Raw genomic sequence first — 24,869 nt, 5'->3', positions numbered from 1 at the left:
CTCCTAGGCTTCGCACGCTGTCGGCACCGGGTCGTTGACCAGGCGCTCAAGGGACGTGCGATCCAATAGTTCGGTGTCTAATTTGATATAGATGGCAGCTTCATCAGCCACCACCACTGCATCTGTTACTCCGGTGACGGCCATCAAACGCTCGATCAGGCCGGCTTCGCGCTGTGCTTCTGGCGTCAACGGCACACGCAGGCTCGTCACGTACGGCGGTTCGCGCATAGTAACAGCAAAGGCGAGCCATATGGCACACAGGCCAGCCCCGCCCAGGAACACAATGCTCAATCCGCCGTGCTGAAACAACCAGCCGCCAAGGATGCCGCCAGCCGCCGAACCGAGGAACTGGCTGGTGGAGTAAACCCCCATCGCCGTGCCTTTGCCGCCTGCCGGTGACACCTTACTGATCAACGAGGGCAACGAAGCCTCAAGCAAGTTGAACGCGGTGAAGAACACCACCGTCCCGATCACCAAAGCCCGCAACGTATCGCCGAATGCCCAGAAGAATAGCTCAGTCAGCAGCAGCACGCTGACAGCGCCGAGCAATACACGCTTCATCTGGCGTTTCTTTTCGCCATAAATGATGAACGGGATCATGGCGAAGAACGAAATCAGCAACGCGGTCAGGTAGACCCACCAGTGCTGTTCCTTGGGCAAACCGGCTTTTTCGACCAACGCCAAGGGCAAGGCGACGAAGCTGGACATGAGCATCGCGTGCAACACGAAGATACCTAAATCCAGGCGCAGCAAGTCGGGATGACGCAAGGTCGGGCCTAACGCCTGGCGCGCGACGCCCGATTCGCGATGCTGCAGCGGCCCGGTCGACTTCGGCACCATGAAGGCGACGATCAGAATCCCCACCAGCGCCATCCCGCCCGTGGCCAGAAACAGCCCCGACAGGCCGAACGCGCGGGTCAGCAGGGGGCCGACGACCATCGCAACCGCAAAAGACAGTCCGATGGTCATGCCAATCATGGCCATGGCTTTGGTGCGGTGCTGTTCGCGGGTAAGGTCCGAGAGCAACGCCATCACCGCCGCCGAGATGGCGCCAGCCCCTTGCAGGATACGTCCGGCGATAACGCCCCAGATCGAGTCCGCATTGGCCGCCAGCAAGCTGCCAAGGGCGAAGATGATCAAACCGATATAAATGACAGGCCGCCTGCCAATCCGGTCGGAAATCATCCCGAATGGAATCTGCAGCACCGCTTGGGTCAGGCCATAAGCGCCGATAGCCAGGCCAATGAGCGCAGGAGACGCGCCCGCCAGGTCCATGCCATAGGTGGCCAGCACCGGCAAAACCATAAACATGCCAAGCATACGGAAGGCGAACACCAGCGCCAGACCGCTTGCTGCGCGGGTCTCGCTACCACTCATGCGTTCGCTAAGGGGATCGTGCATGGAAAAACCTCGTGTGAACCGGCAGCGATTCTACCAGTCCCATCGATGTAGAGCACATACGCGACGCTTTGCCGCGTAATGGCATGGAGCCGTATACTCCCGTGTTTAAGCCCGCCAAGCGAGGCCGCAGTGGACAAGATCCTGATACGTGGGGCGCGAACCCACAACCTGAAGAACATTGACCTGACCCTGCCACGCGACAAATTGATCGTCATTACCGGGCTTTCCGGTTCTGGCAAGTCGTCGCTAGCCTTCGATACGCTGTATGCCGAAGGGCAGCGGCGCTATGTCGAGTCGCTTTCCGCGTACGCTCGTCAGTTCCTGTCGATGATGGAAAAGCCAGACGTCGATACGATCGAAGGGCTGTCGCCAGCGATTTCTATCGAACAGAAATCCACGTCGCACAACCCGCGCTCGACGGTGGGCACGATCACCGAAATCTACGATTACCTGCGCCTGCTGTATGCGCGTGTCGGCCAGCCTCGCTGCCCGGACCACGATATTCCACTGGAAGCGCAGACGGTCAGCCAGATGGTCGACCTGGTGCTGGCGCAGCCTGAAGGCAGCAAGCTGATGCTGCTGGCGCCTGTGGTTCGCGAGCGCAAAGGCGAGCACCTGGCGATTTTCGAAGAGCTGCGTGCTCAAGGCTTCGTCCGCGCACGGGTCAACGGCAGGCTATGTGAACTTGATGAACTGCCCAAGCTGGATAAACAGAAGAAGCACTCCATCGACGTGGTGGTTGACCGGTTCAAGGTTCGTGAAGACATGCAGCAGCGTCTGGCGGAGTCCTTCGAAACCGCGCTGAAACTGGCTGACGGTATCGCCTGGGTCGCGCCGATGGATGACGAGCCGGGCGAGGAAATGATTTTCTCCGCGCGTTTTGCCTGCCCGATCTGTGGGCACGCCATCAGCGAGCTAGAACCCAAGCTGTTCTCCTTTAATAACCCGGCTGGCGCATGTCCGACCTGCGACGGTCTGGGCGTGAAGCAGTTTTTCGACATCAAGCGCCTGGTCAATGGCGAGCTGACGCTGGCCGAAGGCGCGATTCGTGGCTGGGACCGGCGCAACGTCTATTATTTCCAGATGCTCGGCTCCCTGGCCAACCACTACGGGTTCAGCCTCGAGGTGCCGTTCAACGAATTGCCCGCCGATCAGCAGAAAATCCTCCTGAATGGCAGCGGCACGCAGAACGTCGACTTCCGCTATCTCAATGATCGCGGCGACATCGTCAAGCGTGCGCACCCGTTCGAAGGCATCGTGCCCAATCTCGAGCGGCGTTATCGCGAGACCGAGTCGGCCACGGTGCGCGAAGAACTGGCCAAGTTCCTCAGCACTCAGCCCTGCCCGGATTGCCGTGGCACCCGTCTGCGTCGTGAGGCGCGGCATGTCTGGGTCGGCGAAAAAACCCTGCCGGCCGTGACCAATCTGCCCATCGGCGATGCTACCGAGTACTTCAGCACGCTGAAACTGACCGGACGGCGCGGCGAAATTGCCGACAAGATCCTCAAGGAAATTCGCGAGCGCCTGCAGTTCCTGGTCAACGTCGGCCTGGATTATCTGTCCCTGGACCGCAGCGCCGATACCTTGTCTGGCGGTGAAGCCCAACGTATTCGCCTGGCCAGCCAGATCGGCGCGGGCCTCGTCGGGGTCCTGTATATCCTCGATGAACCGTCGATTGGCTTGCATCAACGGGACAACGACCGGCTGTTGGGCACGCTCAAGCACCTGCGTGACATCGGCAATACGGTGATCGTGGTCGAGCATGACGAAGACGCTATTCGTCTGGCTGACTACGTGGTGGACATCGGCCCTGGGGCCGGTATTCATGGCGGGCACATCGTTGCCCAAGGCACTCCGGCCGAAGTCATGGCGCACCCTGATTCGCTGACTGGCAAATACTTGTCAGGCCGGGTGAAGATCGAAGTGCCGGCCAAGCGCACGCCACGCGACAAAAAGCTGAACCTGACCCTCAAGGGCGCGCGCGGCAACAACTTGCACAATGTCGATCTGGAAATCCCGATCGGTCTGCTGACCTGCGTGACCGGTGTTTCCGGCTCGGGCAAGTCGACGCTGATCAACAACACCTTGTTCCCGCTTAGCGCCACTGCGCTCAATGGCGCAACCACGCTAGAGGCAGCGGCGCACGACAGCATCGACGGCCTTCAGCACCTGGATAAAGTCGTCGATATCGACCAAAGCCCCATCGGTCGTACGCCGCGCTCCAACCCGGCGACGTATACCGGGCTGTTCACACCGATTCGCGAATTGTTTTCCGGTGTTCCCGAGTCGCGCTCGCGCGGGTACGGCCCAGGGCGTTTCTCGTTCAACGTGAAGGGCGGGCGTTGCGAGGCGTGCCAGGGCGATGGCCTGATCAAGGTCGAGATGCACTTTCTGCCGGACATCTACGTACCTTGCGATGTGTGCAAGAGCAAGCGCTATAACCGCGAAACGCTGGAAATCAAATACAAGAGCAAGAACATCCACGAAGTGCTGGAGATGACCATCGAGGAAGCTCGGGTGTTCTTCGATGCCGTACCTGCACTGGCGCGCAAACTGCAAACGCTGATGGATGTGGGGCTGTCGTACATCAAGCTGGGTCAGTCCGCGACCACGCTGTCGGGCGGCGAGGCGCAGCGGGTCAAGCTGTCACGCGAGCTGTCCAAGCGCGATACCGGCAAGACGCTGTACATCCTCGATGAGCCGACCACCGGTTTGCACTTCGCCGATATTCAGCAGTTGCTCGACGTACTGCATCGTTTGCGCGATCACGGGAATACCGTGGTGGTGATCGAGCACAACCTGGACGTGATCAAGACCGCTGACTGGTTGGTGGACCTGGGTCCGGAAGGCGGTTCCAAGGGCGGTCAGATCATCGCCTGCGGTACCCCGGAGGAAGTCGCAGAGATGAAGCAGTCTTACACCGGCCACTACCTCAAACCGCTGCTGCTTCGGGATAAAGCCGACGCAGTCTAGCCGGTGCGCTAACGAAAAAGCCCTGCCGCAGTTCATCTGTGGCAGGGCTTTTCTATGGGTGCGGTGCGGGAATCAGAACTGCGATTGCAGGTAATTCTCCAGACCGATCAACTTGATCAGGCCGAACTGCTGTTCCAGCCAGTACGTGTGATCTTCTTCGGTGTCGGCCAACTGAATACGCAGGATTTCGCGGGTCACGTAATCCTTGTGCAGCTCGCAGAGCTCGATGCCCTTGCAAAGCGCGGCACGGACCTTGTACTCCAGGCGCAAATCGCTGGCGAGCATCTCAGGGACCGTGGTGCCTACGTCCAGATCATCGGGACGCATGCGCGGCGTGCCTTCGAGCATCAGGATCCGGCGCATCAAGGCATCGGCGTGCTGGGTCTCTTCTTCCATTTCGTGGTTGATACGCTCGTAGAGCTTGCTGAAGCCCCAGTCCTCGTACATCCGCGAATGAATAAAATATTGATCGCGGGCTGACAGCTCCCCCGTCAGCAGCGTGTTGAGGTAATCGATTACATCCGGGTGACCTTGCATCGCCCTCATCTCCCTGCTTGAAAGTCCGTAGTTTGAACCAACCCGCCGAGGAGGTCACTTCACAAAAAGCCAGAAAGTGTGAAAAACGGCGAAAGCGGGTCAATCCAATACGAAAAACCGCCCCAATGAGGGCGGTTCTGGTTATCGCTTCGACTTAGACCTGGCTCAGTTGTACATCGAGGGCTTTGGCGACGCCTTCGCCGTACGCAGGATCAGCCTTGTAGAAGTACTGGAGCTGACGTTGCACGACATCAGCCGTCACACCGGCCATCGCACCGACGATGTTGCCAATCAAGAGTGCTTTCTGTGCATCGTCCATCAGGTTAAAGAGCGCACCCGCGTGACTGAAGTAATCACCGTCCTGACGATGATCGTAACGTGTGGCCTCACCGGTCAGTGCCAACCCGGGCTCAGCATAACGTGGCGCCTGTTTAGGGGCGTCAGCGTAGCTGTTGGGTTCGTAGTTAGGCGTTCCACCACCATTGCTTCCAAAGCTCATGGCGCCATCACGCTGATAGCTGTTAACCGGGCTCTTTGGCGCATTGATCGGTAATTGCTGGTGGTTGGTACCAACCCGATAGCGCTGTGCGTCAGCGTAGGCAAAGACACGCCCTTGCAGCATGCGATCAGGCGACAAACCAACACCGGGCACCATATTACTTGGCGCAAATGCAGCCTGTTCGACTTCGGCGAAGTAGTTTTGAGGGTTGCGGTTCAGCTCAAATTCACCGACCTCAATCAACGGGTACTCCTTCTGCGACCAGGTTTTGGTCACGTCAAAAGGGTTCTCGTGATGGGCAGCGGCCTGAGCCTCGGTCATGATCTGGATGCACACCCGCCATTTCGGGAAGTCACCCTTCTCGATCGCGGTAAACAGATCGCGCTGGGAATAATCCGGGTCAGTACCTGCCAGGCGAGCGGCGTCGGCAGGGGCCAGGTTCTTGATACCTTGCTGGGTCTTGTAGTGCCATTTGACCCAATGACGCTCACCCGTCGCGCTGATCAGGCTGTAAGTGTGGCTGCCGAAGCCGTGCATGTGGCGGTAGCCGTCTGGAATGCCACGGTCCGAAAACAGGATCGTGACCTGGTGCAGCGCCTCAGGCGAGTGCGACCAGAAGTCCCACATCATTTGCGCGCTTTTCAGGTTGGATTGGGGCAGACGTTTTTGGGTGTGAATGAAGTCCGGGAATTTAAGCGGGTCACGGATAAAGAAAACAGGCGTGTTGTTCCCAACGATGTCCCAGTTACCTTCTTCGGTATAGAACTTGATCGAGAAGCCGCGCGGGTCACGCTCGGTGTCTGCCGAACCTCGTTCGCCACCAACGGTGGAGAAACGCATGAAAATGGGCGTCTGCTTGCCCACGGACTCAAACAATTTAGCGCTGGTGTACTGCGTGATATCGCGATTAACCGTGAATGTACCGTGAGCGCCCGAGCCTTTCGCGTGCACGCGGCGTTCCGGGATGTTCTCGCGATTGAAGTGTGCGAGTTTCTCGATCAGGTGAAAATCGTCGAGTAACAGTGGGCCACGCGGGCCCGCGGACCGGGAGTTCTGGTTGTCAGCGACTGGAGCGCCACTGGCAGTCGTAATCGTTTTGTTCTGGCTCATACGAAATCTTCCTCTCTAACGTGTCCTGCCGGCTAAACGGCTTGAGAGGAGTATTGGCCAAATTTATTACACCATCAAATTTATTAAATTATAAACATCGATAGATTATTACTAATAGTCCAGACACAAAAAACCGGGCACTAGGCCCGGTTTTTTGTACAGACTGACGTCTTATTCAGCAGCTTCTACAACACCACCAACCGGACGATCAACCAGTTCGACGTACGCCATAGGCGCGTTGTCGCCAGTGCGGAAACCGCACTTGAGGATGCGCAGGTAGCCACCCTCACGGGTTGCATAACGCTTGCCCAGGTCGTTGAACAGCTTACCAACGATGGCTTTCGAACGAGTACGGTCGAAGGCCAGACGGCGGTTAGCCAAGCTGTCTGTCTTAGCCAGGGTGATCAGCGGCTCGGCAACGCGGCGCAGTTCCTTGGCTTTCGGCAGTGTAGTTTTGATCAGCTCGTGCTCAAACAGCGACACCGCCATGTTTTGAAACATGGCCTTACGGTGTGAGCTGGTGCGGCTCAGGTGACGACCACTTTTACGATGACGCATGGTTCATTCCTTACCAAACACAACGTTCGGTGATTACGACGATCAGGCAGTCGCCTTGTCGTCCTTCTTAAGACTTGCAGGCGGCCAGTTGTCGAGGCGCATGCCGAGGGACAGACCACGGGAGGCCAGAACGTCCTTGATTTCAGTCAAGGATTTCTTACCCAGGTTCGGAGTCTTCAACAGTTCTACTTCGGTGCGCTGAATCAGGTCGCCGATGTAGTAAATGTTCTCCGCCTTAAGGCAGTTGGCCGAACGTACAGTCAGTTCCAGATCGTCAACCGGACGGAGAAGGATCGGATCGATCTCGTCTTCCTGTTCGATAACCACTGGCTCACTGTCACCTTTGAGATCGACGAACGCAGCCAACTGCTGTTGCAGAATGGTTGCAGCGCGGCGAATAGCCTCTTCAGGATCCAGGGTACCGTTGGTTTCCAGATCAATAACCAGCTTGTCCAGGTTAGTACGCTGTTCGACACGGGCGTTTTCCACCACGTATGCGATACGGCGAACCGGGCTGAACGAAGAGTCAAGCTGCAAGCGACCAATGCTGCGGCTTTCGTCTTCATCGCTCTGACGCGAATCGGCCGGTTCATAACCACGACCACGAGCTACGGTGAGCTTCATGTTCAAGGCGCCGTTAGACGCCAGGTTAGCGATTACGTGATCGGGATTAACGATCTCGACATCATGATCCAGCTGAATATCGGCAGCGGTAACCACCCCCGAACCCTTCTTCGACAAGGTCAGCGTAACTTCGTCTCGACCGTGCAGCTTGATAGCCAGACCTTTAAGGTTCAACAGGATTTCAATTACGTCTTCCTGTACACCTTCGATGGCGCTGTACTCATGGAGTACACCGTCAATCTCGGCCTCGACTACTGCACAGCCGGGCATTGAGGACAACAGGATGCGTCGCAGCGCGTTGCCCAGGGTGTGGCCGAAACCACGCTCGAGAGGCTCGAGAGTGATCTTGGCGCGGGTTGGACTGACAACCTGCACATCAATATGGCGGGGTGTCAGGAACTCATTTACCGAAATCTGCATGGATGCACCTATTTTCTAGCCCTTACTTGGAGTAGAGCTCGACAATCAGGCTTTCGTTGATGTCGGCGGACAGATCACTGCGAGCTGGAACGTTTTTGAAGACGCCAGATTTTTTCTCAGTGTCTACTTCTACCCATTCTACGCGGCCACGTTGGGCACACAGATCGAGAGCTTGGACAATGCGCAGTTGGTTCTTTGCCTTCTCGCGAATAGCGACCACGTCACCAGGGCGAACCTGATAGGACGGTACGTTAACGGTTTTGCCGTTAATGCTGATCGATTTGTGCGATACCAGCTGACGGGATTCGGCACGAGTAGAGCCAAAACCCATACGGTATACAACGTTATCCAAACGGCATTCGAGCAATTGCAGCAGGTTCTCACCAGTAGCGCCTTTCTTGCCGGCTGCTTCTTTGTAATAACCGCTGAATTGACGTTCGAGAACGCCGTAAATACGACGGACCTTCTGCTTTTCACGCAGTTGGGTGCCGTAATCGGATTGGCGACCGCGGCGTTGGCCGTGGATACCTGGGGCTGCTTCGATGTTGCACTTGGATTCGATAGCGCGGACGCCGCTCTTCAAGAAGAGATCGGTGCCTTCACGACGTGCAAGTTTGCATTTTGGACCAATGTAACGAGCCATTTCTTACAGTCTCCTGGATTACACGCGGCGCTTCTTCGGCGGACGGCACCCGTTGTGCGGGATTGGCGTCACGTCGGTGATACTGGCGATCTTGTAGCCACAGCCGTTCAAAGCACGAACAGCGGACTCACGACCTGGACCTGGACCCTTGACGTTAACGTCGAGGTTCTTCAGGCCGTATTCCAGCGCAGCTTGACCAGCACGTTCAGCAGCTACTTGAGCAGCGAACGGGGTGGACTTGCGAGAACCGCGGAAACCCGAGCCGCCTGAGGTAGCCCAAGAAAGCGCGTTACCTTGACGATCGGTAATGGTGACGATTGTGTTGTTAAAAGACGCGTGGATGTGGGCGATGCCATCAACCACTGTCTTTTTAACTTTTTTACGAGGACGAGCAGCAGGTTTTGCCATGACTAAATTCCTGTCGTTGCGCTGGTGCGATTACTTGCGGATCGGCTTACGCGGACCTTTGCGAGTACGCGCGTTGGTCTTGGTACGCTGACCGCGTACTGGAAGACCACGACGATGGCGAAGACCGCGGTAGCAGCCCAAATCCATCAAGCGCTTGATTTTCATGTTGATTTCGCGACGCAGATCACCTTCAGTGGTGACCTTTGCCACTTCGCCACGCAGCTGTTCAATCTGCTCGTCGCTCAGATCTTTGATCTTCACCGCTGGGTTAACCCCAGTGGTTGCACAAATTTTCTGTGCGGTGGTGCGACCAACACCATAGATGTAGGTCAACGAGATAACAGTATGCTTGTTATCTGGAATGTTAACGCCTGCAATACGGGCCATTCAGTGGGACTCCAATTGACAGCTACCTACGCCCCGGAAGCCAAGAAATAGGGCGCGAGATAATATCGCTGTAATAACAAATAATCAACCCAGCAGCGCACTAGCTGCCGGGCTTTAAGCACAAATCACAATCAGCCTTGGCGCTGTTTATGACGTGGTTCCGCGCTGCAAATTACTCGAACAACACCTTCGCGGCGAATAATCTTGCAGTTACGGCACAGCTTTTTCACCGATGCACGAACTTTCATCACCAACTCCTCGAACCTTATGGGTGCTTCAGCGCAGCATGCCGCTACCGTAGCCCTTCAGGTTGGCTTTCTTCATCAGGGATTCGTACTGGTGCGAAACGAGGTGCGATTGTACTTGGGACATGAAGTCCATCACAACCACTACGACGATCAGCAACGAAGTCCCGCCAAGGTAGAACGGTACGTTTGCCGCAACCACCAGGAACTGGGGAAGCAGACACACGGCCGTCATATAAAGAGCACCGAACATGGTCAAGCGGGTCAGAACGCCATCAATATAGCGCGCAGACTGCTCGCCTGGACGGATGCCCGGAATAAAGGCACCGGACTTCTTCAGGTTTTCCGCTACGTCTTTCGGATTGAACATCAACGCCGTATAGAAGAAGCAGAAGAAAATAATCCCTGCACTAAACAGCAGAATATTCAACGGCTGACCAGGAGCGATCGACTGCGAGAGGTCCTGCAACCAGCCCATACCTTCAGACTGGCCAAACCAGGCACCCAACGAAGCCGGAAACAGCAAAATGCTGCTCGCGAAAATAGCTGGAATTACACCGGCCATATTCACTTTCAGCGGCAAGTGGCTAGTCTGCGCAGCGAAGACCTTACGGCCCTGCTGACGCTTGGCGTAGTGAACAGCAATACGACGCTGACCACGCTCAATGAACACCACAAAACCGATAATCGCTACTGCCAGCAAACCGATGGCAACCAAGGCGAAAATGTTGATATCACCCTGACGTGCAGACTCGAAAGACTGCCCAATCGCTCTCGGAAGACCGGCGACGATACCCGAAAAAATCAACATCGAGATACCGTTACCAACACCGCGCTCGGTAATCTGCTCACCCAGCCACATCATGAACATCGCGCCAGCCACAAACGTGGATACCGCAACGAAATGGAAGCCAAAGTCACCAGTGAACGCAACGCCCTGCCCTGCCAGACCAATGGACATGCCAATAGCCTGAACAAGAGCGAGGACGACAGTGCCATAGCGGGTGTATTGGCTGATCTTACGACGACCAGCCTCACCTTCCTTCTTCAACTGTTCCAACTGCGGGCTGACGGCGGTCATCAACTGCATGATGATCGATGCCGAAATGTACGGCATGATCCCCAGTGCAAAGATACTCATCCGTTCCAGCGCGCCGCCGGAAAACATGTTGAACAAGCTAAGAATGGTCCCCTCATTCTGTCGAAACAGGTCCGCCAGCCGGTCCGGGTTGATACCAGGAACTGGGATATGCGCGCCTATCCGGTAGACGATAATCGCCAGGAGTAGAAAACGCAGTCGAGCCCAGAGCTCGGTTAACCCGCCTTTGCTGAGCGCTGAGAGAGCACCTTGCTTAGCCATTTATTCCTCGAACTTGCCGCCAGCTGCTTCGATAGCCGCACGCGCACCTTTGGTGGCAGCGATACCTTTGATGGTGACAGCGCGAGTAACCTCACCGGACAACATGATTTTCACACGTTGTACGTTTTGGTTGATCACGTTGGCATCCTTCAGGGTCTGCACGGTGACGATGTCGCCTTCCACTTTAGCCAGTTCGGACAAACGCACTTCTGCGCGATCCATAGCTTTCAGAGAGACGAAACCGAATTTCGGCAGACGACGATGCAACGGCTGTTGGCCGCCTTCAAAGCCCGGAGCAATAGTGCCACCGGAGCGGGAGGATTGACCTTTGTGGCCACGGCCACCGGTCTTACCCAAACCACTACCGATACCACGGCCCGGACGATGCTTTTCGCGACGGGAACCCGGCGCTGGACTCAGATCATTGAGTTTCATCGATTAACCCTCGACTCGCAGCATGTAGTAAGCCTTGTTGATCATCCCGCGATTCTCGGGAGTATCCAGCACTTCTACAGTGTGACCGATGCGACGCAGACCCAAACCCTTAACGCACAATTTGTGGTTAGGGATGCGACCGGTCATGCTTTTGATCAGCGTTACTTTAACGGTAGCCATGATCAGAAGATCTCCTTGACACTTTTGCCGCGCTTGGCAGCAATAGATTCAGGAGATTGCATAGCTTTCAAACCTTTGAAAGTGGCGTGAACCACGTTTACCGGGTTAGTCGAGCCGTAGCACTTGGCCAGTACGTTCTGAACGCCAGCAACTTCCAACACTGCGCGCATAGCGCCGCCAGCGATGATACCGGTACCTTCAGACGCAGGCTGCATGTACACCTTAGAAGCGCCATGAGCAGACTTCATTGCGTACTGCAGAGTGGTACCGTTAAGGTCCACCTGAATCATGTTGCGACGAGCAGCTTCCATTGCTTTCTGGATCGCAGCAGGCACTTCACGTGACTTGCCACGGCCGAAACCAACACGCCCCTTACCATCACCCACCACGGTCAACGCGGTGAAAGTGAAGATACGGCCGCCTTTAACGGTTTTAGCAACGCGGTTCACTTGAACCAGCTTCTCAATGTAGCCTTCGTCGCGTTTTTGGTCGTTATTTGACATAACTTAGAACTCCAGCCCGCCTTCACGAGCAGCATCAGCCAGCGCCTTGACGCGGCCGTGGTACTTGAAGCCAGAACGGTCAAAAGCCACTTGCGAGACGCCTACGGCTTTCGCACGCTCAGCGACCAGCTGGCCAACCTTAGTGGCCGCGTCGATGTTGCCAGTGGCTCCATCACGCAGTTCTTTGTCCAAAGTCGAGGCGCTCGCCAAGACTTTGCTGCCGTCGGCCGAGATGACCTGGGCATAAATGTGCTGCGAAGAGCGGAACACGCAGAGACGCACGACTTCTAATTCGTGCATTTTCAAGCGTGCTTTGCGAGCGCGACGCAGTCGGGTAACTTTTTTGACGGTCATTTGCTATGCCCTACTTCTTCTTGGCTTCTTTACGGCGGACGACTTCGTCCGCGTAACGCACACCTTTGCCTTTGTATGGCTCAGGACGGCGGAAGTCGCGGATCTCAGCGGCCACTTGACCAACCAACTGCTTATCGATACCTCGGATGAAGATATCGGTCTGGTTGGGAGTCTCAGCGGTGATGCCATTCGGCAGGTCGTATTCCACTGGATGCGAAAAGCCGAGAGCCAGGGACAGCACTTTGTCTTTTGCTTGCGCTTTATAACCAACACCGACCAGCTGGAGCTTACGCTCGAAGCCTTGGCTTACGCCTTGGACCATGTTGTTAACCAGTGCACGAGTGGTGCCGGCCATTGCGCGAGTTTGTTGATCGCCATTGCGAGCAGCGAAACGCAGCTCACCAGCTTCTTCAACAATCTCAATGGACGAATGGATGTTCAGATCTAGAGTGCCCTTGGCACCCTTCACCGAAAGCTGCTGGCCGACGAGTTTAACTTCGACGCCTGCTGGCAACTTAACGGGGTTCTTAGCTACGCGTGACATGCTTATCCCCCCTTAGAACACTGTGCAAAGAACTTCGCCGCCGACACCGGCAGCGCGCGCAGCACGATCCGTCATCACACCTTTGTTGGTGGAGACGATAGACACACCGAGACCGCCACGAACTTTTGGCAGATCATCGACGGACTTGTACTGACGCAGGCCTGGACGGCTAACGCGCTTCACTTCTTCGATGACTGGACGGCCTTCGAAGTACTTCAGCTCGATGGATAGCAGCGGTTTGATTTCGCTGCTGATCTGATAACCCGCAATGTAACCTTCGTCCTTCAGAACTTTGGCTACAGCTACCTTCAACGTAGAAGATGGCATGCTTACGACGGGCTTTTCAGCCATCTGGGCATTACGGATACGAGTTAGCATGTCCGCTAACGGGTCCTGCATACTCATGGGCTAGACGCTCCTGTTACAAAAATAATTAGCCTTGCGGCTACAGCTTGTCGCCGAGAAACTCCGGGCAAATGAAAGCACGGGCTCAGGCGAGCCGATCATTCTAGACACACCCCGGAAATGAATCAAGCCCCAAAAGGGGCTTGATTCAAAATCACGCTCCACACAGACCAATCTTTTACAAGATTGACCCGTGCGAGACGGGATGGACGCCTTACCAGCTAGCCTTGACCAGACCAGGAACGTCGCCACGCATTGCTGCTTCACGCAGCTTGTTACGGCCAAGGCCGAACTTGCGATAGACGCCGTGTGGACGGCCAGTGATGCGGCAGCGGTTACGCATGCGCGCAGCGCTTGCGTCACGTGGCTGCTTCTGCAGAGCTACTTGAGCTTCCCAACGCGCTTCTGGACTTGCGTTCAGATCAACGATGATAGCTTTCAGTTCTGCACGCTTCTTGGCGTACTTGGCAACCGTGAGCTGACGTTTCAGCTCGCGGTTTTTCATGCTCATCTTGGCCATTGTCCTACTCCAATCAGTTGCGGAACGGGAACTTGAAGGCACGCAGCAATGCGCGACCCTCGTCATCCGTACGAGCAGTGGTGGTCAGGGTAATGTCCAGACCGCGAAGAGCATCGATCTTGTCGTAATCGATTTCCGGGAAAATGATCTGCTCTTTAACGCCCATGCTGTAGTTACCACGACCATCGAAGGACTTGGCATTCAGGCCGCGAAAGTCGCGGACCCGAGGCAGGGAGATCGACAGCAGACGATCCAGGAATTCGTACATACGATCGCGACGCAGAGTGACTTTAACGCCGATCGGCCAACCTTCACGGACTTTAAAGCCAGCGATGGATTTCCGAGCGTAAGTCACAACGACTTTCTGACCGGTGATCTTTTCCAGGTCAGCAACAGCGTGCTCGATGACTTTTTTGTCACCGACCGCTTCGCCAAGACCCATGTTCAGGGTGATCTTTGTAACGCGCGGAACTTCCATCACGTTCGAAAGCTTAAGTTCTTCCTTAAGTTTCGGAGCGATTTCCTTCCGGTAAATCTCTTTTAGTCGTGCCATGGTCTTCTACCTAGCAGTGTTCAAGCATCAACCGCTTTTTGGGTCGACTTGAAGACACGAATTTTCTTGCCGTCTTCAACTTTGAAACCAACGCGGTCAGCCTTGTTGGTTGCGCCGTTGAAAATGGCGACGTTAGAAGCGTGCAATGGCGCTTCTTTCTCGACGATACCGCCCTGAACGCCCGACGCCGGGTTAGGCTTGGTATGACGCTTAACCAGGTTAAGCCCACCAACGACCAGACGGTCGTCAACGAGAACCTTAAGCACCTTACCGCGCTTACCTTTGTCTTTGCCGGCGATCACGATGATCTCGTCGTCACGACGAATCTTTTGCATGTCGGATCTCCTTACAGCACTTCTGGGGCGAGCGAGACGATCTTCATGAACTTCTCAGTACGAAGTTCACGGGTCACTGGCCCAAAGATACGGGTGCCGATCGGCTCTTGCTTGTTGTTCAACAGAACAGCAGCGTTGCCATCAAAGCGGATGATGGAGCCGTCAGCACGACGAACACCATGGCGAGTGCGGACTACTACTGCAGTCATCACTTGGCCTTTTTTCACCTTGCCGCGCGGAATTGCTTCCTTGACGGTCACTTTGATGATGTCACCGATACCAGCGTAACGACGATGGGAGCCACCCAGCACCTTGATGCACATAACGCGGCGTGCGCCGCTGTTATCGGCCACATCGAGCATGGATTGAGTCTGAATCATATAATTTCTCCGACCCCTAGTCCTTAGACTTCCACAGCGCGTTCGAGAATATCAACCAATGCCCAAGACTTGGTCTTGGCCAGCGGACGAGTTTCACGAATCGTGACTTTGTCGCCGATGTGGCACTGATTGGTTTCGTCGTGCGCGTGCAGCTTAGTCGAACGCTTAACATATTTACCGTAGATCGGGTGCTTTACGCGACGCTCGATCAGAACGGTGATGGTCTTGTCCATCTTGTCGCTGACAACACGGCCAGTCAGCGTACGGACGGTTTTTTCGGCTTCAGCCATGATCACTTACCTGCCTGCTGGTTAAGCACAGTCTTCACGCGAGCAATGTCACGTTTAACTTGCGAGAGCAGGTGAGACTGCCCCAACTGGCCAGTTGCTTTCTGCATACGCAGATTGAACTGGTCGCGCAGCAGGCCGAGCAATTGCTCGTTCAGCTGCTGTGCTGATTTTTCACGAAGTTCATTCGCTTTCATCACATCACCGTCCGTTTAACAAAGGAGGTGGCGAGTGGCAGCTTCGCAGCAGCCAGGGCGAAAGCCTCACGCGCCAGCTCTTCAGTAACACCCTCGATTTCATACAGGACTTTGCCTGGCTGAATCTGGGCAACCCAGTACTCAACGTTACCCTTACCTTTACCCATCCGAACTTCGAGTGGCTTTTTGGTTACAGGTTTGTCCGGGAATACACGGATCCAGATTTTGCCGCCACGTTTAACGTGACGGGTCAGAGCACGACGCGCTGACTCAATCTGACGAGCGGTGAGACGACCACGAGCAACAGACTTCAGCGCATATTCGCCGAAGCTGACTTTGCTACCGCGCTGAGCCAAGCCACGGTTGTGGCCTGTCATCTGCTTGCGGAACTTCGTACGCTTTGGTTGCAACATTTGGCGTACCCCTTACTTAGCAGCTTTTTTACGAGGCGCTGGTGCTTGTGGTTTCAGCTCTTCTTGGCGACCACCAATTACTTCGCCTTTGAAGATCCAAACCTTTACACCGATCACACCATAAGTGGTGTGAGCTTCGTAGTTGGCATAGTCGATGTCAGCACGCAGGGTGTGCAGTGGCACACGACCCTCGCGATACCATTCAGTACGTGCGATTTCAGCACCGCCGAGACGACCGCTCACTTGGATTTTGATGCCTTTGGCACCAATGCGCATGGCGTTCTGAACAGCGCGCTTCATAGCGCGACGGAACATTACGCGACGCTCCAGCTGCTGAGCTACGCTCTGCGCAACCAGCATACCGTCGAGCTCCGGCTTGCGGATCTCTTCGATATTGATGTGCACAGGCACACCCATTTGCTTGGTCAGGTCCTGACGCAGTTTCTCAACATCTTCACCTTTCTTGCCGATCACGATGCCGGGACGAGCGGTGTGGATGGTGATACGTGCAGTCTGAGCCGGACGATGGATATCGATACGGCTTACGGACGCGCTTTTTAGTTTGTCTTGGAGATACTCGCGCACCTTCAGATCAGCGAACAAATAGTCCGCATAAGTCCGACCGTCTGCGTACCAGACGGAGGTGTGCTCCTTGACGATTCCCAGGCGAATGCCAATGGGATGTACTTTCTGACCCATCTCTTCGACTCCGTTACTTGTCAGCAACCTTGACAGTGATATGGCAAGACCGCTTGACGATGCGATCAGCGCGGCCTTTGGCACGCGGCATGATTCGCTTCAGCGAACGCCCTTCGTTGACGAAAACGGTGGAGACCTTAAGGTCATCAACGTCTGCGCCTTCGTTATGCTCGGCGTTGGCTACGGCCGACTCCAGCACTTTCTTCAGGATCTCGGCGGCTTTCTTACTGCTGAAAGCCAACAGGTTGAGCGCTTCGCCCACCTTCTTCCCGCGGATCTGGTCGGCGACCAAGCGGGCTTTCTGGGCGGAGATTCGAGCGCCCGACAACTTAGCGGCTACTTCCATCGTTCCTTACCCCTTAACGCTTGGCTTTCTTGTCTGCCACGTGCCCACGATAAGTGCGGGTACCGGCAAACTCGCCTAGTTTATGGCCGACCATGTCTTCGTTCACAAGAACTGGGACATGTTGACGACCGTTATGCACAGCAATGGTCAAACCGACCATTTGCGGCAGGATCATAGAACGGCGCGACCAGGTCTTAACTGGTTTGCGATCATTCTTTTCCGCCGCCACTTCGATCTTCTTCAGTAGGTGAAGATCGATAAAAGGACCTTTTTTCAGAGAACGTGGCACTGTCGTATCCCTCTATTTACTTGCGACGACGGACGATCATTTTGTCGGTACGCTTATTACCACGAGTCTTCGCGCCCTTAGTCGGGAAGCCCCACGGCGATACCGGATGACGACCACCAGAGGTACGACCTTCACCACCACCATGTGGGTGGTCAACCGGGTTCATGGCAACACCACGAACGGTTGGGCGAACGCCACGCCAGCGTTTGGCACCAGCTTTACCCAGCGAACGCAGGCTGTGCTCGGAGTTCGAGACTTCGCCAAGCGTTGCACGGCATTCAGCCAATACTTTACGCATTTCACCAGAGCGCAGACGCAGGGTCACGTAGACACCTTCACGAGCGATCAGCTGAGCAGAAGCACCAGCGGAACGAGCGATTTGCGCGCCTTTACCCGGCTTCAACTCGATGCCGTGTACGGTGCTACCCACTGGAATGTTGCGCAACTGAAGAGCGTTGCCCGGCTTGATCGGTGCCAAGGCACCTGCGATCAGCTGGTCGCCAGCACTAATGCCTTTAGGGGCAATAATGTAGCGGCGCTCGCCGTCTGCGTACAACAGCAGGGCGATGTGAGCAGTACGGTTTGGATCGTATTCGATACGCTCAACGGTGGCAGTGATGCCATCTTTGTCGTTACGACGGAAATCGACCAAACGATAATGCTGCTTATGACCACCACCGATGTGACGCGTGGTAATACGGCCATTGTTGTTACGACCACCAGTCTTCGATTTCTTCTCGAGCAGCGGTGCGTGAGGAGCGCCTTTATGCAGCTCCTGGTTGACCACCTTGACCACAAAACGGCGGCCAGGGGAAGTCGGTTTGCATTTAACGATTGCCATGATGCACCCCTTCCTTACTCAGCACTGCTGCTGAAATCGAGATCTTGGCCCGGTTGAAGGGAAATAATCGCCTTCTTCCAGTCATTACGCTTGCCCAGACCGCGAGCAGTACGTTTGCTCTTACCCAGAACATTCAGGGTAGTAACACGCTCTACTTTCACGCTGAACAGGCTTTCGACGGCCTTCTTGATTTCCAGCTTGGTTGCGTCTGTAGCAACCTTGAAAACGAACTGGCCTTTCTTGTCAGCCAGAACCGTAGCCTTCTCGGAAACGTGCGGGCCGAGTAGAACTTTAAATACGCGTTCCTGGTTCATCCCAGCAGCTCCTCGAATTTCTTCACGGCCGACACGGTGATCAACACCTTGTCGTATGCGATCAGACTAACTGGATCGGAACCCTGTACGTCACGAACATCAACGTGCGGCAGGTTACGAGCAGCCAGGTACAGGTTCTGATCAACAGCATCAGACACGATCAAGACATCAGTCAGACCCATGCCATTCAGCTTGTTCAGCAGGTCTTTGGTTTTCGGCGCTTCAACTACGAAGTCCTGAACCACGACCAGACGATCAGTACGTACCAGCTCAGCAAGGATGGAGCGCAATGCTGCGCGATACATCTTCTTGTTGAGTTTCTGGGAGTGATCCTGAGGACGAGCAGCGAAAGTGGTACCGCCGCCACGCCAGATTGGGCTACGGATAGTACCGGCACGAGCACGACCAGTACCTTTCTGACGCCATGGGCGCTTACCGCCACCGGAAACGTCTGAACGGGTCTTCTGGGCCTTGCTACCTTGACGGCCGCCGGCCATGTAGGCCACGACTGCTTGGTGAACCAGCGTCTCGTTGAACTCGCCGCCGAACGTCAGTTCGGAAACTTCGATCGCCTGAGCGTCATTTACATTTAATTGCATGTCAGCTTCCCCTTAACCGCGAGCCTTGGCTGCCGGACGTACAACCAGGTTGCCGCCAGTAGCGCCAGGAACAGCACCCTTGACCAACAACAGATTGCGTTCAGCGTCCACGCGCACCACTTCCAGGGACTGCACGGTCACGCGCTCAGCGCCCATATGACCGGACATTTTTTTGCCCTTGAATACACGACCAGGAGTCTGGCACTGGCCGATTGAGCCTGGGACGCGGTGGGATACGGAGTTGCCGTGAGTATTGTCTTGGCCACGGAAATTGTGGCGTTTGATCGTACCCTGGAAACCTTTACCTTTGGACTGACCGGTCACATCGACCATCTGACCAGCGGCGAAGATTTCTGCATTGATTACGTCGCCAGCCTGGTAGTCGCCTTCTTCAAGACGGAACTCCCAAACACCGCGACCAGCAGCAACGTTCGCTTTTGCGAAGTGACCTGCTTGAGCAGCAGTCACACGCGAAGCACGACGCACACCGACAGTGACTTGCACTGCACGATAGCCATCAGTTTCTTCGGTTTTGAACTGGGTGACGCGATTCGGCTCGATCTCAATGACCGTAACCGGAATGGAGACACCTTCTTCGGTGAAAATACGGGTCATACCGCATTTACGACCGACTACACCAATAGTCATGTTGTAAACCTCATGAGTGTACGGGGCTTTCACCCGCTATGGCCGCCCATTTCAGAGCGTTACACGACTAAGACCCGAGTCTTAGCCGAGGCTGATCTGTACTTCCACACCGGCCGCAAGATCAAGCTTCATAAGTGCGTCAACGGTTTTATCCGTTGGCTGGACGATGTCCAGAACGCGCTTGTGAGTACGGATCTCATACTGGTCACGCGCGTCTTTGTTGACGTGCGGAGAAACCAGAACAGTGAACCGTTCTTTACGGGTAGGAAGTGGAATCGGACCACGCACTTGTGCACCAGTACGTTTCGCGGTTTCCACGATTTCCTGGGTGGATTGGTCGATCAGACGATGGTCAAAAGCCTTCAACCTGATACGGATTTGCTGATTTTGCATTGGATTTCAGACTCCCAGCTGCTATTCCCACCGGACGCAATACGCCCGTTAAAAGGAGGCGCAATTCTATAGACGGCCCAACCTAGTGTCAACCCAATAAAAAAGCCCCCGCAAGCGGGGGCCCTTTTATCAATCAACGCTTACGCGAGGATCTTGGCTACTACGCCAGCGCCGACGGTACGACCGCCTTCACGAATGGCGAAACGCAGACCTTCTTCCATCGCGATGGTTTTGATCAGGGTAACAGTCATTTGAATGTTATCACCTGGCATTACCATTTCAACGCCTTCTGGCAATTCGCAGTTACCGGTCACGTCAGTTGTACGGAAGTAGAACTGTGGACGGTAGCCTTTGAAGAACGGAGTGTGGCGACCGCCTTCTTCCTTGCTCAGAACGTAAACTTCTGCGGTGAACGTAGTGTGCGGCTTAACCGAACCTGGCTTGACCAGAACCTGGCCACGCTCAACGTCTTCACGCTTGGTACCGCGCAACAGCACGCCGCAGTTCTCGCCAGCACGACCTTCGTCGAGCAGCTTACGGAACATTTCAACGCCGGTGCAGGTAGTGGTGACGGTGTCACGCAGACCAACGATCTCGATCGATTCCTGGATCTTGATGATCCCACGCTCGATACGGCCTGTTACCACGGTGCCACGACCAGAGATCGAGAACACGTCTTCGATTGGCATCAGGAACGGCTTGTCGATCGCACGTACTGGATCTGGAATGTAGCTGTCCAGAGTCTCAAGCAGTTTAAGAACCGAAGTGGTGCCCATTTCGTTATCGTCCAGACCTTCCAGCGCCATACGCGCGGAACCGATAATGATTGGAGTGTCGTCACCCGGGAAGTCGTAAGTGCTCAGCAGATCGCGCACTTCCATCTCAACCAGTTCCAGCAGCTCAGCGTCGTCTACCAGGTCAGCCTTGTTCAGGTAAACCACGATGTACGGAACACCTACCTGACGGGACAACAGGATGTGCTCGCGGGTCTGAGGCATAGGACCATCAGCAGCCGAGCAAACCAGGATAGCGCCGTCCATCTGCGCAGCACCAGTGATCATGTTCTTCACATAGTCAGCGTGACCTGGGCAGTCAACGTGAGCGTAGTGACGGATCTTGGTGTGATATTCAACGTGAGCAGTGTTGATGGTGATACCACGAGCCTTTTCTTCCGGCGCGCTATCGATGCTGCCGAAATCAGCTGCTTTACCACCAAACGCTTCTGCAGCCACTCGAGTCAGAGCAGCAGTCAGCGTGGTTTTGCCATGGTCAACGTGACCAATGGTGCCAACGTTGACGTGCGGGAGGGTACGTTCAAATTTTTCTTTAGCCACGACAATTAACTCCTAGCCTAAAGGGGCTGAATCAGCCTTGTTTTTTAGTGACAGCTTCGACGATATGCGCCGGAGCTACATCGTATTTTTTGAATTCCATAGAGTAGCTCGCGCGACCCTGGGACATGGAACGGACGTCGGTCGCATAACCGAACATCTCACCCAACGGAACCTCGGCGCGAATCACTTTGCCGGAAACCGTATCTTCCATACCCAAGATCATGCCGCGACGACGATTCAAGTCGCCCATCACGTCACCCATATAGTCCTCAGGTGTAACAACCTCTACAGCCATGACCGGCTCAAGCAGCACACCACCACCTTTAGTGGCCAACTGCTTGGTCGCCATGGAAGCAGCCACCTTAAACGCCATCTCGTTGGAGTCGACGTCATGGTAAGAACCATCGAACACGGTAGCCTTCAGGCCGATCAGCGGATAGCCGGCAACAACGCCGTTCTTCATCTGCTCTTCGATACCCTTCTGGATAGCCGGGATGAATTCCTTAGGAACCACACCACCCACTACTTCGTTCACGAATTGCAGACCTTCCTGACCTTCGTCAGCAGGAGCAAAACGAATCCAGCAGTGGCCGAACTGACCACGACCGCCGGACTGGCGAACGAACTTGCCCTCGATCTCACAGGCCTTCGTGATTTTTTCACGATAGGAAACCTGTGGCTTACCGATGTTGGCTTCGACGTTGAACTCACGGCGCATCCGGTCTACCAGGATGTCCAGGTGCAACTCGCCCATGCCAGAGATGATCGTTTGACCAGTCTCTTCATCAGTTTTGACGCGGAAAGATGGATCTTCCTGAGCAAGTTTGCCCAGAGCGATACCCATTTTTTCCTGGTCATCCTTGGTCTTTGGCTCAACGGCAACCGAAATAACGGGTTCCGGGAAGTCCATACGAACGAGGATGATCGGCTTGTCGCTCGAGCAAAGGGTGTCACCGGTGGTGACGTCCTTCATACCGATCAAGGCCGCGATGTCACCAGCGCGTACTTCCTTGATCTCTTCACGAGTGTTCGCATGCATTTGCACCATACGACCAACGCGCTCTTTCTTGCCCTTGACCGAGTTGATCACGCCGTCGCCGGAGCTCAACACGCCCGAGTAAACGCGCACGAAAGTCAGAGTACCCACGAATGGGTCGGTAGCAATTTTGAAAGCCAGAGCCGAGAACGGTTCGTCGTCGTTTGCATGACGTTCCATTGCGACTTCTTCGTCATCCGGGTCAGAACCCTTGATGGCTGGAATGTCGGCTGGAGCCGGCAGGAAATCGATAACGGCGTCGAGAACCAGGGGAACGCCCTTGTTCTTGAACGAAGAACCGCAGACAGCAAGAACGATCTCACCAGCGATAGTGCGCTGACGCAGAGCAGACTTGATTTCGTCGATGGTGAGTTCTTCACCTTCGAGGTACTTGTTCATCAGCTCTTCGTTGGCTTCAGCCGCAGCTTCTACCATGTTGCCGCGCCACTCTTCAGCCAGCTCAAGCATGTCCGCCGGAATTGCTTCGCGGCGAGGAGCCATGCCCTTGTCAGCGTCATCCCAGTAGACCGCTTCCATGTTGATCAGATCGATCTGACCCTGGAAGTTATCTTCAGCGCCGATAGCGAGCTGAATAGGGACTGGAGTGTGACCCAGGCGCTGCTTGATCTGAGCGACAACGCGCAGGAAGTTAGCACCCGCACGGTCCATCTTGTTTACGTAAACAAGACGCGGAACGCCGTATTTGTTGGCTTGACGCCATACGGTTTCCGACTGAGGCTCAACACCCGAGGTACCACAGAACACAACGACAGCGCCATCGAGTACGCGCAGCGAACGCTCTACTTCAATAGTGAAGTCAACGTGGCCAGGGGTATCGATGATGTTGAAGCGATACTTGTCGAATTGCTTGGCAGAACCCGACCAGAAGGCCGTGGTTGCAGCGGAGGTGATAGTGATACCACGCTCCTGCTCCTGCACCATCCAGTCCATGGTCGCGGCGCCATCATGCACCTCGCCCATTTTGTGGTTTACGCCGGTGTAAAAAAGGACGCGCTCGGTGGTGGTGGTTTTACCAGCATCCACGTGAGCTACGATACCAATGTTACGGTAGCGGTTAATCGGAGTAGTACGAGCCATAAAGCCCTCGCAAAATTAGTGACGCTGAAATTAGAAGCGGTAGTGCGAGAAAGCCTTGTTGGCTTCAGCCATACGGTGCACGTCTTCACGCTTCTTAACTGCAGCACCTTTACCTTCAGCAGCGTCCATCAATTCGCCAGCCAAACGCAGGGCCATAGACTTTTCGCCACGCTTGCGCGCGAAGTCTACCAACCAGCGCATTGCCAGGGCGTTACGACGGGACGGACGAACTTCGACCGGAACCTGGTAAGTAGCACCGCCTACACGGCGCGACTTCACTTCGACCAGCGGAGCGATGGCGTCGAGAGCTTTCTCGAAGATTTCCAGGGGGTCGCTGTTCTTGCGTTCTTTAACTTTTTCCAGCGCGCCATAAACGATACGTTCGGCAACGGCTTTCTTGCCGCTTTCCATCACGTGGTTCATGAACTTGGCCAGAATCTGGCTGCCGTATTTTGGATCGTCAAGCACATCGCGCTTGGCTGCTACGCGTCTTCTTGGCATGGATAAGCCCTCAAACGGTCTTCAGGTTAGCTCGGGACCACAGCGCTCTTGCGAGGTGCGCCCGACCTTACTCTTATCGACTCAGAAAAATAGAAATCTGCAATTTATAGCAAAAAACGGCCGATTACTTCGGACGTTTGGTACCGTATTTCGAACGACCTTGGTTACGACCTTTAACGCCGGAAGTATCCAGGGAGCCGCGAACGGTGTGGTAACGAACACCTGGCAAGTCTTTTACACGACCGCCACGAATCAGTACGACGCTGTGCTCTTGCAGGTTGTGACCTTCACCACCGATGTACGAGGAAACCTCGAAACCGTTGGTCAGGCGCACACGGCATACTTTACGCAGTGCCGAGTTAGGTTTTTTCGGCGTAGTTGTATACACACGAGTGCATACGCCACGACGTTGCGGGCAGTTCTGCAGCGCAGGTACGTCGGATTTCTCGACGATACGCTTACGCGGCTGACGTACCAGCTGGTTGATAGTTGCCATCTAC

36 protein-coding genes are annotated in these 24,869 nt (G+C 55.2%); 1 reads left to right on the top strand and 35 read right to left on the bottom strand.

Features of this window, described 5'->3' with window-relative positions:
* Nucleotides 1-3 precede the first annotated feature (3 nt).
* Entirely contained in the window at nt 4-1,401 is a 1,398-nt protein-coding gene (locus AC1MEA_RS10045) for an MFS transporter (RefSeq protein ID WP_480917621.1), read from the bottom strand.
* Nucleotides 1,402-1,530: 129 nt separating this feature from the next.
* On the opposite strand from AC1MEA_RS10045, the gene uvrA reads away from it, so the two are divergent.
* On the top strand, nt 1,531-4,374 hold the full coding sequence (gene uvrA / locus AC1MEA_RS10040; protein ID WP_219062768.1) for an excinuclease ABC subunit UvrA: 2,844 nt from the start codon (nt 1,531-1,533) through the stop codon (nt 4,372-4,374).
* A gap of 72 nt (nt 4,375-4,446) precedes the next feature.
* Here the strand turns inward: uvrA and bfr are convergent, their stop codons facing one another.
* From bfr to rpsL, 34 genes are all read right to left on the bottom strand, one after another.
* Complete coding sequence (bfr, locus tag AC1MEA_RS10035) at nt 4,447-4,911, bottom strand: bacterioferritin (protein WP_219062769.1); 465 nt, start codon at nt 4,909-4,911, stop codon at nt 4,447-4,449.
* 154 nt (nt 4,912-5,065) lie between these two features.
* Entirely contained in the window at nt 5,066-6,520 is a 1,455-nt protein-coding gene (locus AC1MEA_RS10030; RefSeq protein ID WP_480917619.1) for a catalase, read from the bottom strand.
* A gap of 171 nt (nt 6,521-6,691) precedes the next feature.
* Nucleotides 6,692-7,078, bottom strand: coding sequence for a 50S ribosomal protein L17 (gene rplQ / locus AC1MEA_RS10025; RefSeq protein WP_219062771.1), 387 nt, complete (start codon nt 7,076-7,078; stop codon nt 6,692-6,694).
* Nucleotides 7,079-7,120: 42 nt separating this feature from the next.
* On the bottom strand, nt 7,121-8,122 hold the full coding sequence (locus AC1MEA_RS10020) for a DNA-directed RNA polymerase subunit alpha (protein WP_003176403.1): 1,002 nt from the start codon (nt 8,120-8,122) through the stop codon (nt 7,121-7,123).
* A gap of 22 nt (nt 8,123-8,144) precedes the next feature.
* Entirely contained in the window at nt 8,145-8,765 is a 621-nt protein-coding gene (rpsD, locus tag AC1MEA_RS10015; protein WP_219062773.1) for a 30S ribosomal protein S4, read from the bottom strand.
* Nucleotides 8,766-8,783: 18 nt separating this feature from the next.
* Nucleotides 8,784-9,173 (bottom strand): 30S ribosomal protein S11, encoded by a 390-nt coding sequence (rpsK, locus tag AC1MEA_RS10010; protein ID WP_002555466.1) that lies wholly within the window; start codon nt 9,171-9,173, stop codon nt 8,784-8,786.
* Between the two features lie 30 nt (nt 9,174-9,203).
* Nucleotides 9,204-9,560, bottom strand: a complete 357-nt coding sequence (gene rpsM, locus AC1MEA_RS10005; protein ID WP_219062774.1) for a 30S ribosomal protein S13 — start codon at nt 9,558-9,560, stop codon at nt 9,204-9,206.
* 131 nt (nt 9,561-9,691) lie between these two features.
* Nucleotides 9,692-9,808 carry a 50S ribosomal protein L36 gene (gene rpmJ, locus AC1MEA_RS10000; protein WP_002555468.1) on the bottom strand — a complete coding sequence of 39 codons (117 nt, stop codon included), beginning with the start codon at nt 9,806-9,808 and terminating at the stop codon, nt 9,692-9,694.
* Between the two features lie 28 nt (nt 9,809-9,836).
* Nucleotides 9,837-11,165: a preprotein translocase subunit SecY gene (secY, locus tag AC1MEA_RS09995; protein ID WP_480917614.1), complete on the bottom strand. Its 1,329-nt coding sequence runs from the start codon at nt 11,163-11,165 to the stop codon at nt 9,837-9,839.
* Nucleotides 11,166-11,600 carry a 50S ribosomal protein L15 gene (gene rplO, locus AC1MEA_RS09990; RefSeq protein ID WP_480412761.1) on the bottom strand — a complete coding sequence of 145 codons (435 nt, stop codon included), beginning with the start codon at nt 11,598-11,600 and terminating at the stop codon, nt 11,166-11,168.
* 3 nt (nt 11,601-11,603) lie between these two features.
* On the bottom strand, nt 11,604-11,780 hold the full coding sequence (gene rpmD / locus AC1MEA_RS09985; protein WP_003186033.1) for a 50S ribosomal protein L30: 177 nt from the start codon (nt 11,778-11,780) through the stop codon (nt 11,604-11,606).
* 2 nt (nt 11,781-11,782) lie between these two features.
* On the bottom strand, nt 11,783-12,283 hold the full coding sequence (rpsE, locus tag AC1MEA_RS09980; RefSeq protein WP_003186035.1) for a 30S ribosomal protein S5: 501 nt from the start codon (nt 12,281-12,283) through the stop codon (nt 11,783-11,785).
* Nucleotides 12,284-12,286: 3 nt separating this feature from the next.
* Nucleotides 12,287-12,637: a 50S ribosomal protein L18 gene (gene rplR, locus AC1MEA_RS09975; RefSeq protein ID WP_219062777.1), complete on the bottom strand. Its 351-nt coding sequence runs from the start codon at nt 12,635-12,637 to the stop codon at nt 12,287-12,289.
* A gap of 10 nt (nt 12,638-12,647) precedes the next feature.
* Nucleotides 12,648-13,181, bottom strand: coding sequence for a 50S ribosomal protein L6 (gene rplF / locus AC1MEA_RS09970; protein WP_219062778.1), 534 nt, complete (start codon nt 13,179-13,181; stop codon nt 12,648-12,650).
* Between the two features lie 12 nt (nt 13,182-13,193).
* The gene (rpsH, locus tag AC1MEA_RS09965; RefSeq protein WP_065833640.1) at nt 13,194-13,586 is read right to left on the bottom strand and encodes a 30S ribosomal protein S8; all 393 of its coding nucleotides are present in this window, start codon (nt 13,584-13,586) and stop codon (nt 13,194-13,196) included.
* A gap of 214 nt (nt 13,587-13,800) precedes the next feature.
* Entirely contained in the window at nt 13,801-14,106 is a 306-nt protein-coding gene (rpsN, locus tag AC1MEA_RS09960; RefSeq protein WP_219062780.1) for a 30S ribosomal protein S14, read from the bottom strand.
* A gap of 13 nt (nt 14,107-14,119) precedes the next feature.
* The gene (gene rplE, locus AC1MEA_RS09955) at nt 14,120-14,659 is read right to left on the bottom strand and encodes a 50S ribosomal protein L5 (RefSeq protein ID WP_219062782.1); all 540 of its coding nucleotides are present in this window, start codon (nt 14,657-14,659) and stop codon (nt 14,120-14,122) included.
* 20 nt (nt 14,660-14,679) lie between these two features.
* The gene (gene rplX / locus AC1MEA_RS09950) at nt 14,680-14,994 is read right to left on the bottom strand and encodes a 50S ribosomal protein L24 (protein ID WP_219062783.1); all 315 of its coding nucleotides are present in this window, start codon (nt 14,992-14,994) and stop codon (nt 14,680-14,682) included.
* An 11-nt stretch (nt 14,995-15,005) separates the two neighbouring features.
* Nucleotides 15,006-15,374: a 50S ribosomal protein L14 gene (gene rplN, locus AC1MEA_RS09945; RefSeq protein WP_002555479.1), complete on the bottom strand. Its 369-nt coding sequence runs from the start codon at nt 15,372-15,374 to the stop codon at nt 15,006-15,008.
* A 23-nt stretch (nt 15,375-15,397) separates the two neighbouring features.
* On the bottom strand, nt 15,398-15,664 hold the full coding sequence (gene rpsQ, locus AC1MEA_RS09940; protein ID WP_003444370.1) for a 30S ribosomal protein S17: 267 nt from the start codon (nt 15,662-15,664) through the stop codon (nt 15,398-15,400).
* 2 nt (nt 15,665-15,666) lie between these two features.
* Nucleotides 15,667-15,858: a 50S ribosomal protein L29 gene (gene rpmC, locus AC1MEA_RS09935; protein WP_002555481.1), complete on the bottom strand. Its 192-nt coding sequence runs from the start codon at nt 15,856-15,858 to the stop codon at nt 15,667-15,669.
* Nucleotides 15,858-16,271, bottom strand: coding sequence for a 50S ribosomal protein L16 (gene rplP / locus AC1MEA_RS09930; RefSeq protein ID WP_095080428.1), 414 nt, complete (start codon nt 16,269-16,271; stop codon nt 15,858-15,860). The genes rpmC and rplP overlap by 1 nt, the downstream gene beginning before the upstream one ends.
* Nucleotides 16,272-16,283: 12 nt before the next feature.
* The gene (rpsC, locus tag AC1MEA_RS09925; RefSeq protein WP_003176422.1) at nt 16,284-16,970 is read right to left on the bottom strand and encodes a 30S ribosomal protein S3; all 687 of its coding nucleotides are present in this window, start codon (nt 16,968-16,970) and stop codon (nt 16,284-16,286) included.
* A gap of 13 nt (nt 16,971-16,983) precedes the next feature.
* Nucleotides 16,984-17,316: a 50S ribosomal protein L22 gene (gene rplV, locus AC1MEA_RS09920; protein WP_002555485.1), complete on the bottom strand. Its 333-nt coding sequence runs from the start codon at nt 17,314-17,316 to the stop codon at nt 16,984-16,986.
* Nucleotides 17,317-17,329: 13 nt separating this feature from the next.
* A complete protein-coding gene (gene rpsS, locus AC1MEA_RS09915) occupies nt 17,330-17,605 on the bottom strand; it encodes a 30S ribosomal protein S19 (protein ID WP_002555486.1) in 276 nt (91 codons plus the stop codon).
* 16 nt (nt 17,606-17,621) lie between these two features.
* Complete coding sequence (gene rplB, locus AC1MEA_RS09910) at nt 17,622-18,446, bottom strand: 50S ribosomal protein L2 (RefSeq protein ID WP_219062784.1); 825 nt, start codon at nt 18,444-18,446, stop codon at nt 17,622-17,624.
* A gap of 14 nt (nt 18,447-18,460) precedes the next feature.
* A complete protein-coding gene (gene rplW, locus AC1MEA_RS09905; RefSeq protein WP_017129879.1) occupies nt 18,461-18,760 on the bottom strand; it encodes a 50S ribosomal protein L23 in 300 nt (99 codons plus the stop codon).
* Entirely contained in the window at nt 18,757-19,359 is a 603-nt protein-coding gene (gene rplD, locus AC1MEA_RS09900; RefSeq protein WP_219062785.1) for a 50S ribosomal protein L4, read from the bottom strand. The genes rplW and rplD overlap by 4 nt, the downstream gene beginning before the upstream one ends.
* A gap of 12 nt (nt 19,360-19,371) precedes the next feature.
* A complete protein-coding gene (rplC, locus tag AC1MEA_RS09895) occupies nt 19,372-20,007 on the bottom strand; it encodes a 50S ribosomal protein L3 (RefSeq protein ID WP_219062787.1) in 636 nt (211 codons plus the stop codon).
* Between the two features lie 81 nt (nt 20,008-20,088).
* Entirely contained in the window at nt 20,089-20,400 is a 312-nt protein-coding gene (gene rpsJ / locus AC1MEA_RS09890) for a 30S ribosomal protein S10 (RefSeq protein ID WP_003186070.1), read from the bottom strand.
* Between the two features lie 140 nt (nt 20,401-20,540).
* Entirely contained in the window at nt 20,541-21,734 is a 1,194-nt protein-coding gene (gene tuf, locus AC1MEA_RS09885; protein ID WP_219062788.1) for an elongation factor Tu, read from the bottom strand.
* Nucleotides 21,735-21,765: 31 nt separating this feature from the next.
* The gene (fusA, locus tag AC1MEA_RS09880) at nt 21,766-23,868 is read right to left on the bottom strand and encodes an elongation factor G (protein ID WP_219062789.1); all 2,103 of its coding nucleotides are present in this window, start codon (nt 23,866-23,868) and stop codon (nt 21,766-21,768) included.
* A gap of 30 nt (nt 23,869-23,898) precedes the next feature.
* Nucleotides 23,899-24,369, bottom strand: a complete 471-nt coding sequence (rpsG, locus tag AC1MEA_RS09875) for a 30S ribosomal protein S7 (protein WP_003400433.1) — start codon at nt 24,367-24,369, stop codon at nt 23,899-23,901.
* A 124-nt stretch (nt 24,370-24,493) separates the two neighbouring features.
* Nucleotides 24,494-24,865: a 30S ribosomal protein S12 gene (gene rpsL, locus AC1MEA_RS09870; protein WP_003186084.1), complete on the bottom strand. Its 372-nt coding sequence runs from the start codon at nt 24,863-24,865 to the stop codon at nt 24,494-24,496.
* Between the last annotated feature and the right edge of the window lie 4 nt (nt 24,866-24,869).

The sequence above is a fragment of the Pseudomonas sp. ASL8 genome (genome assembly GCF_056680355.1).
Note: the sequence above shows the minus strand (reverse complement) of the source record. Positions and strands in the feature narration are given on the sequence as shown.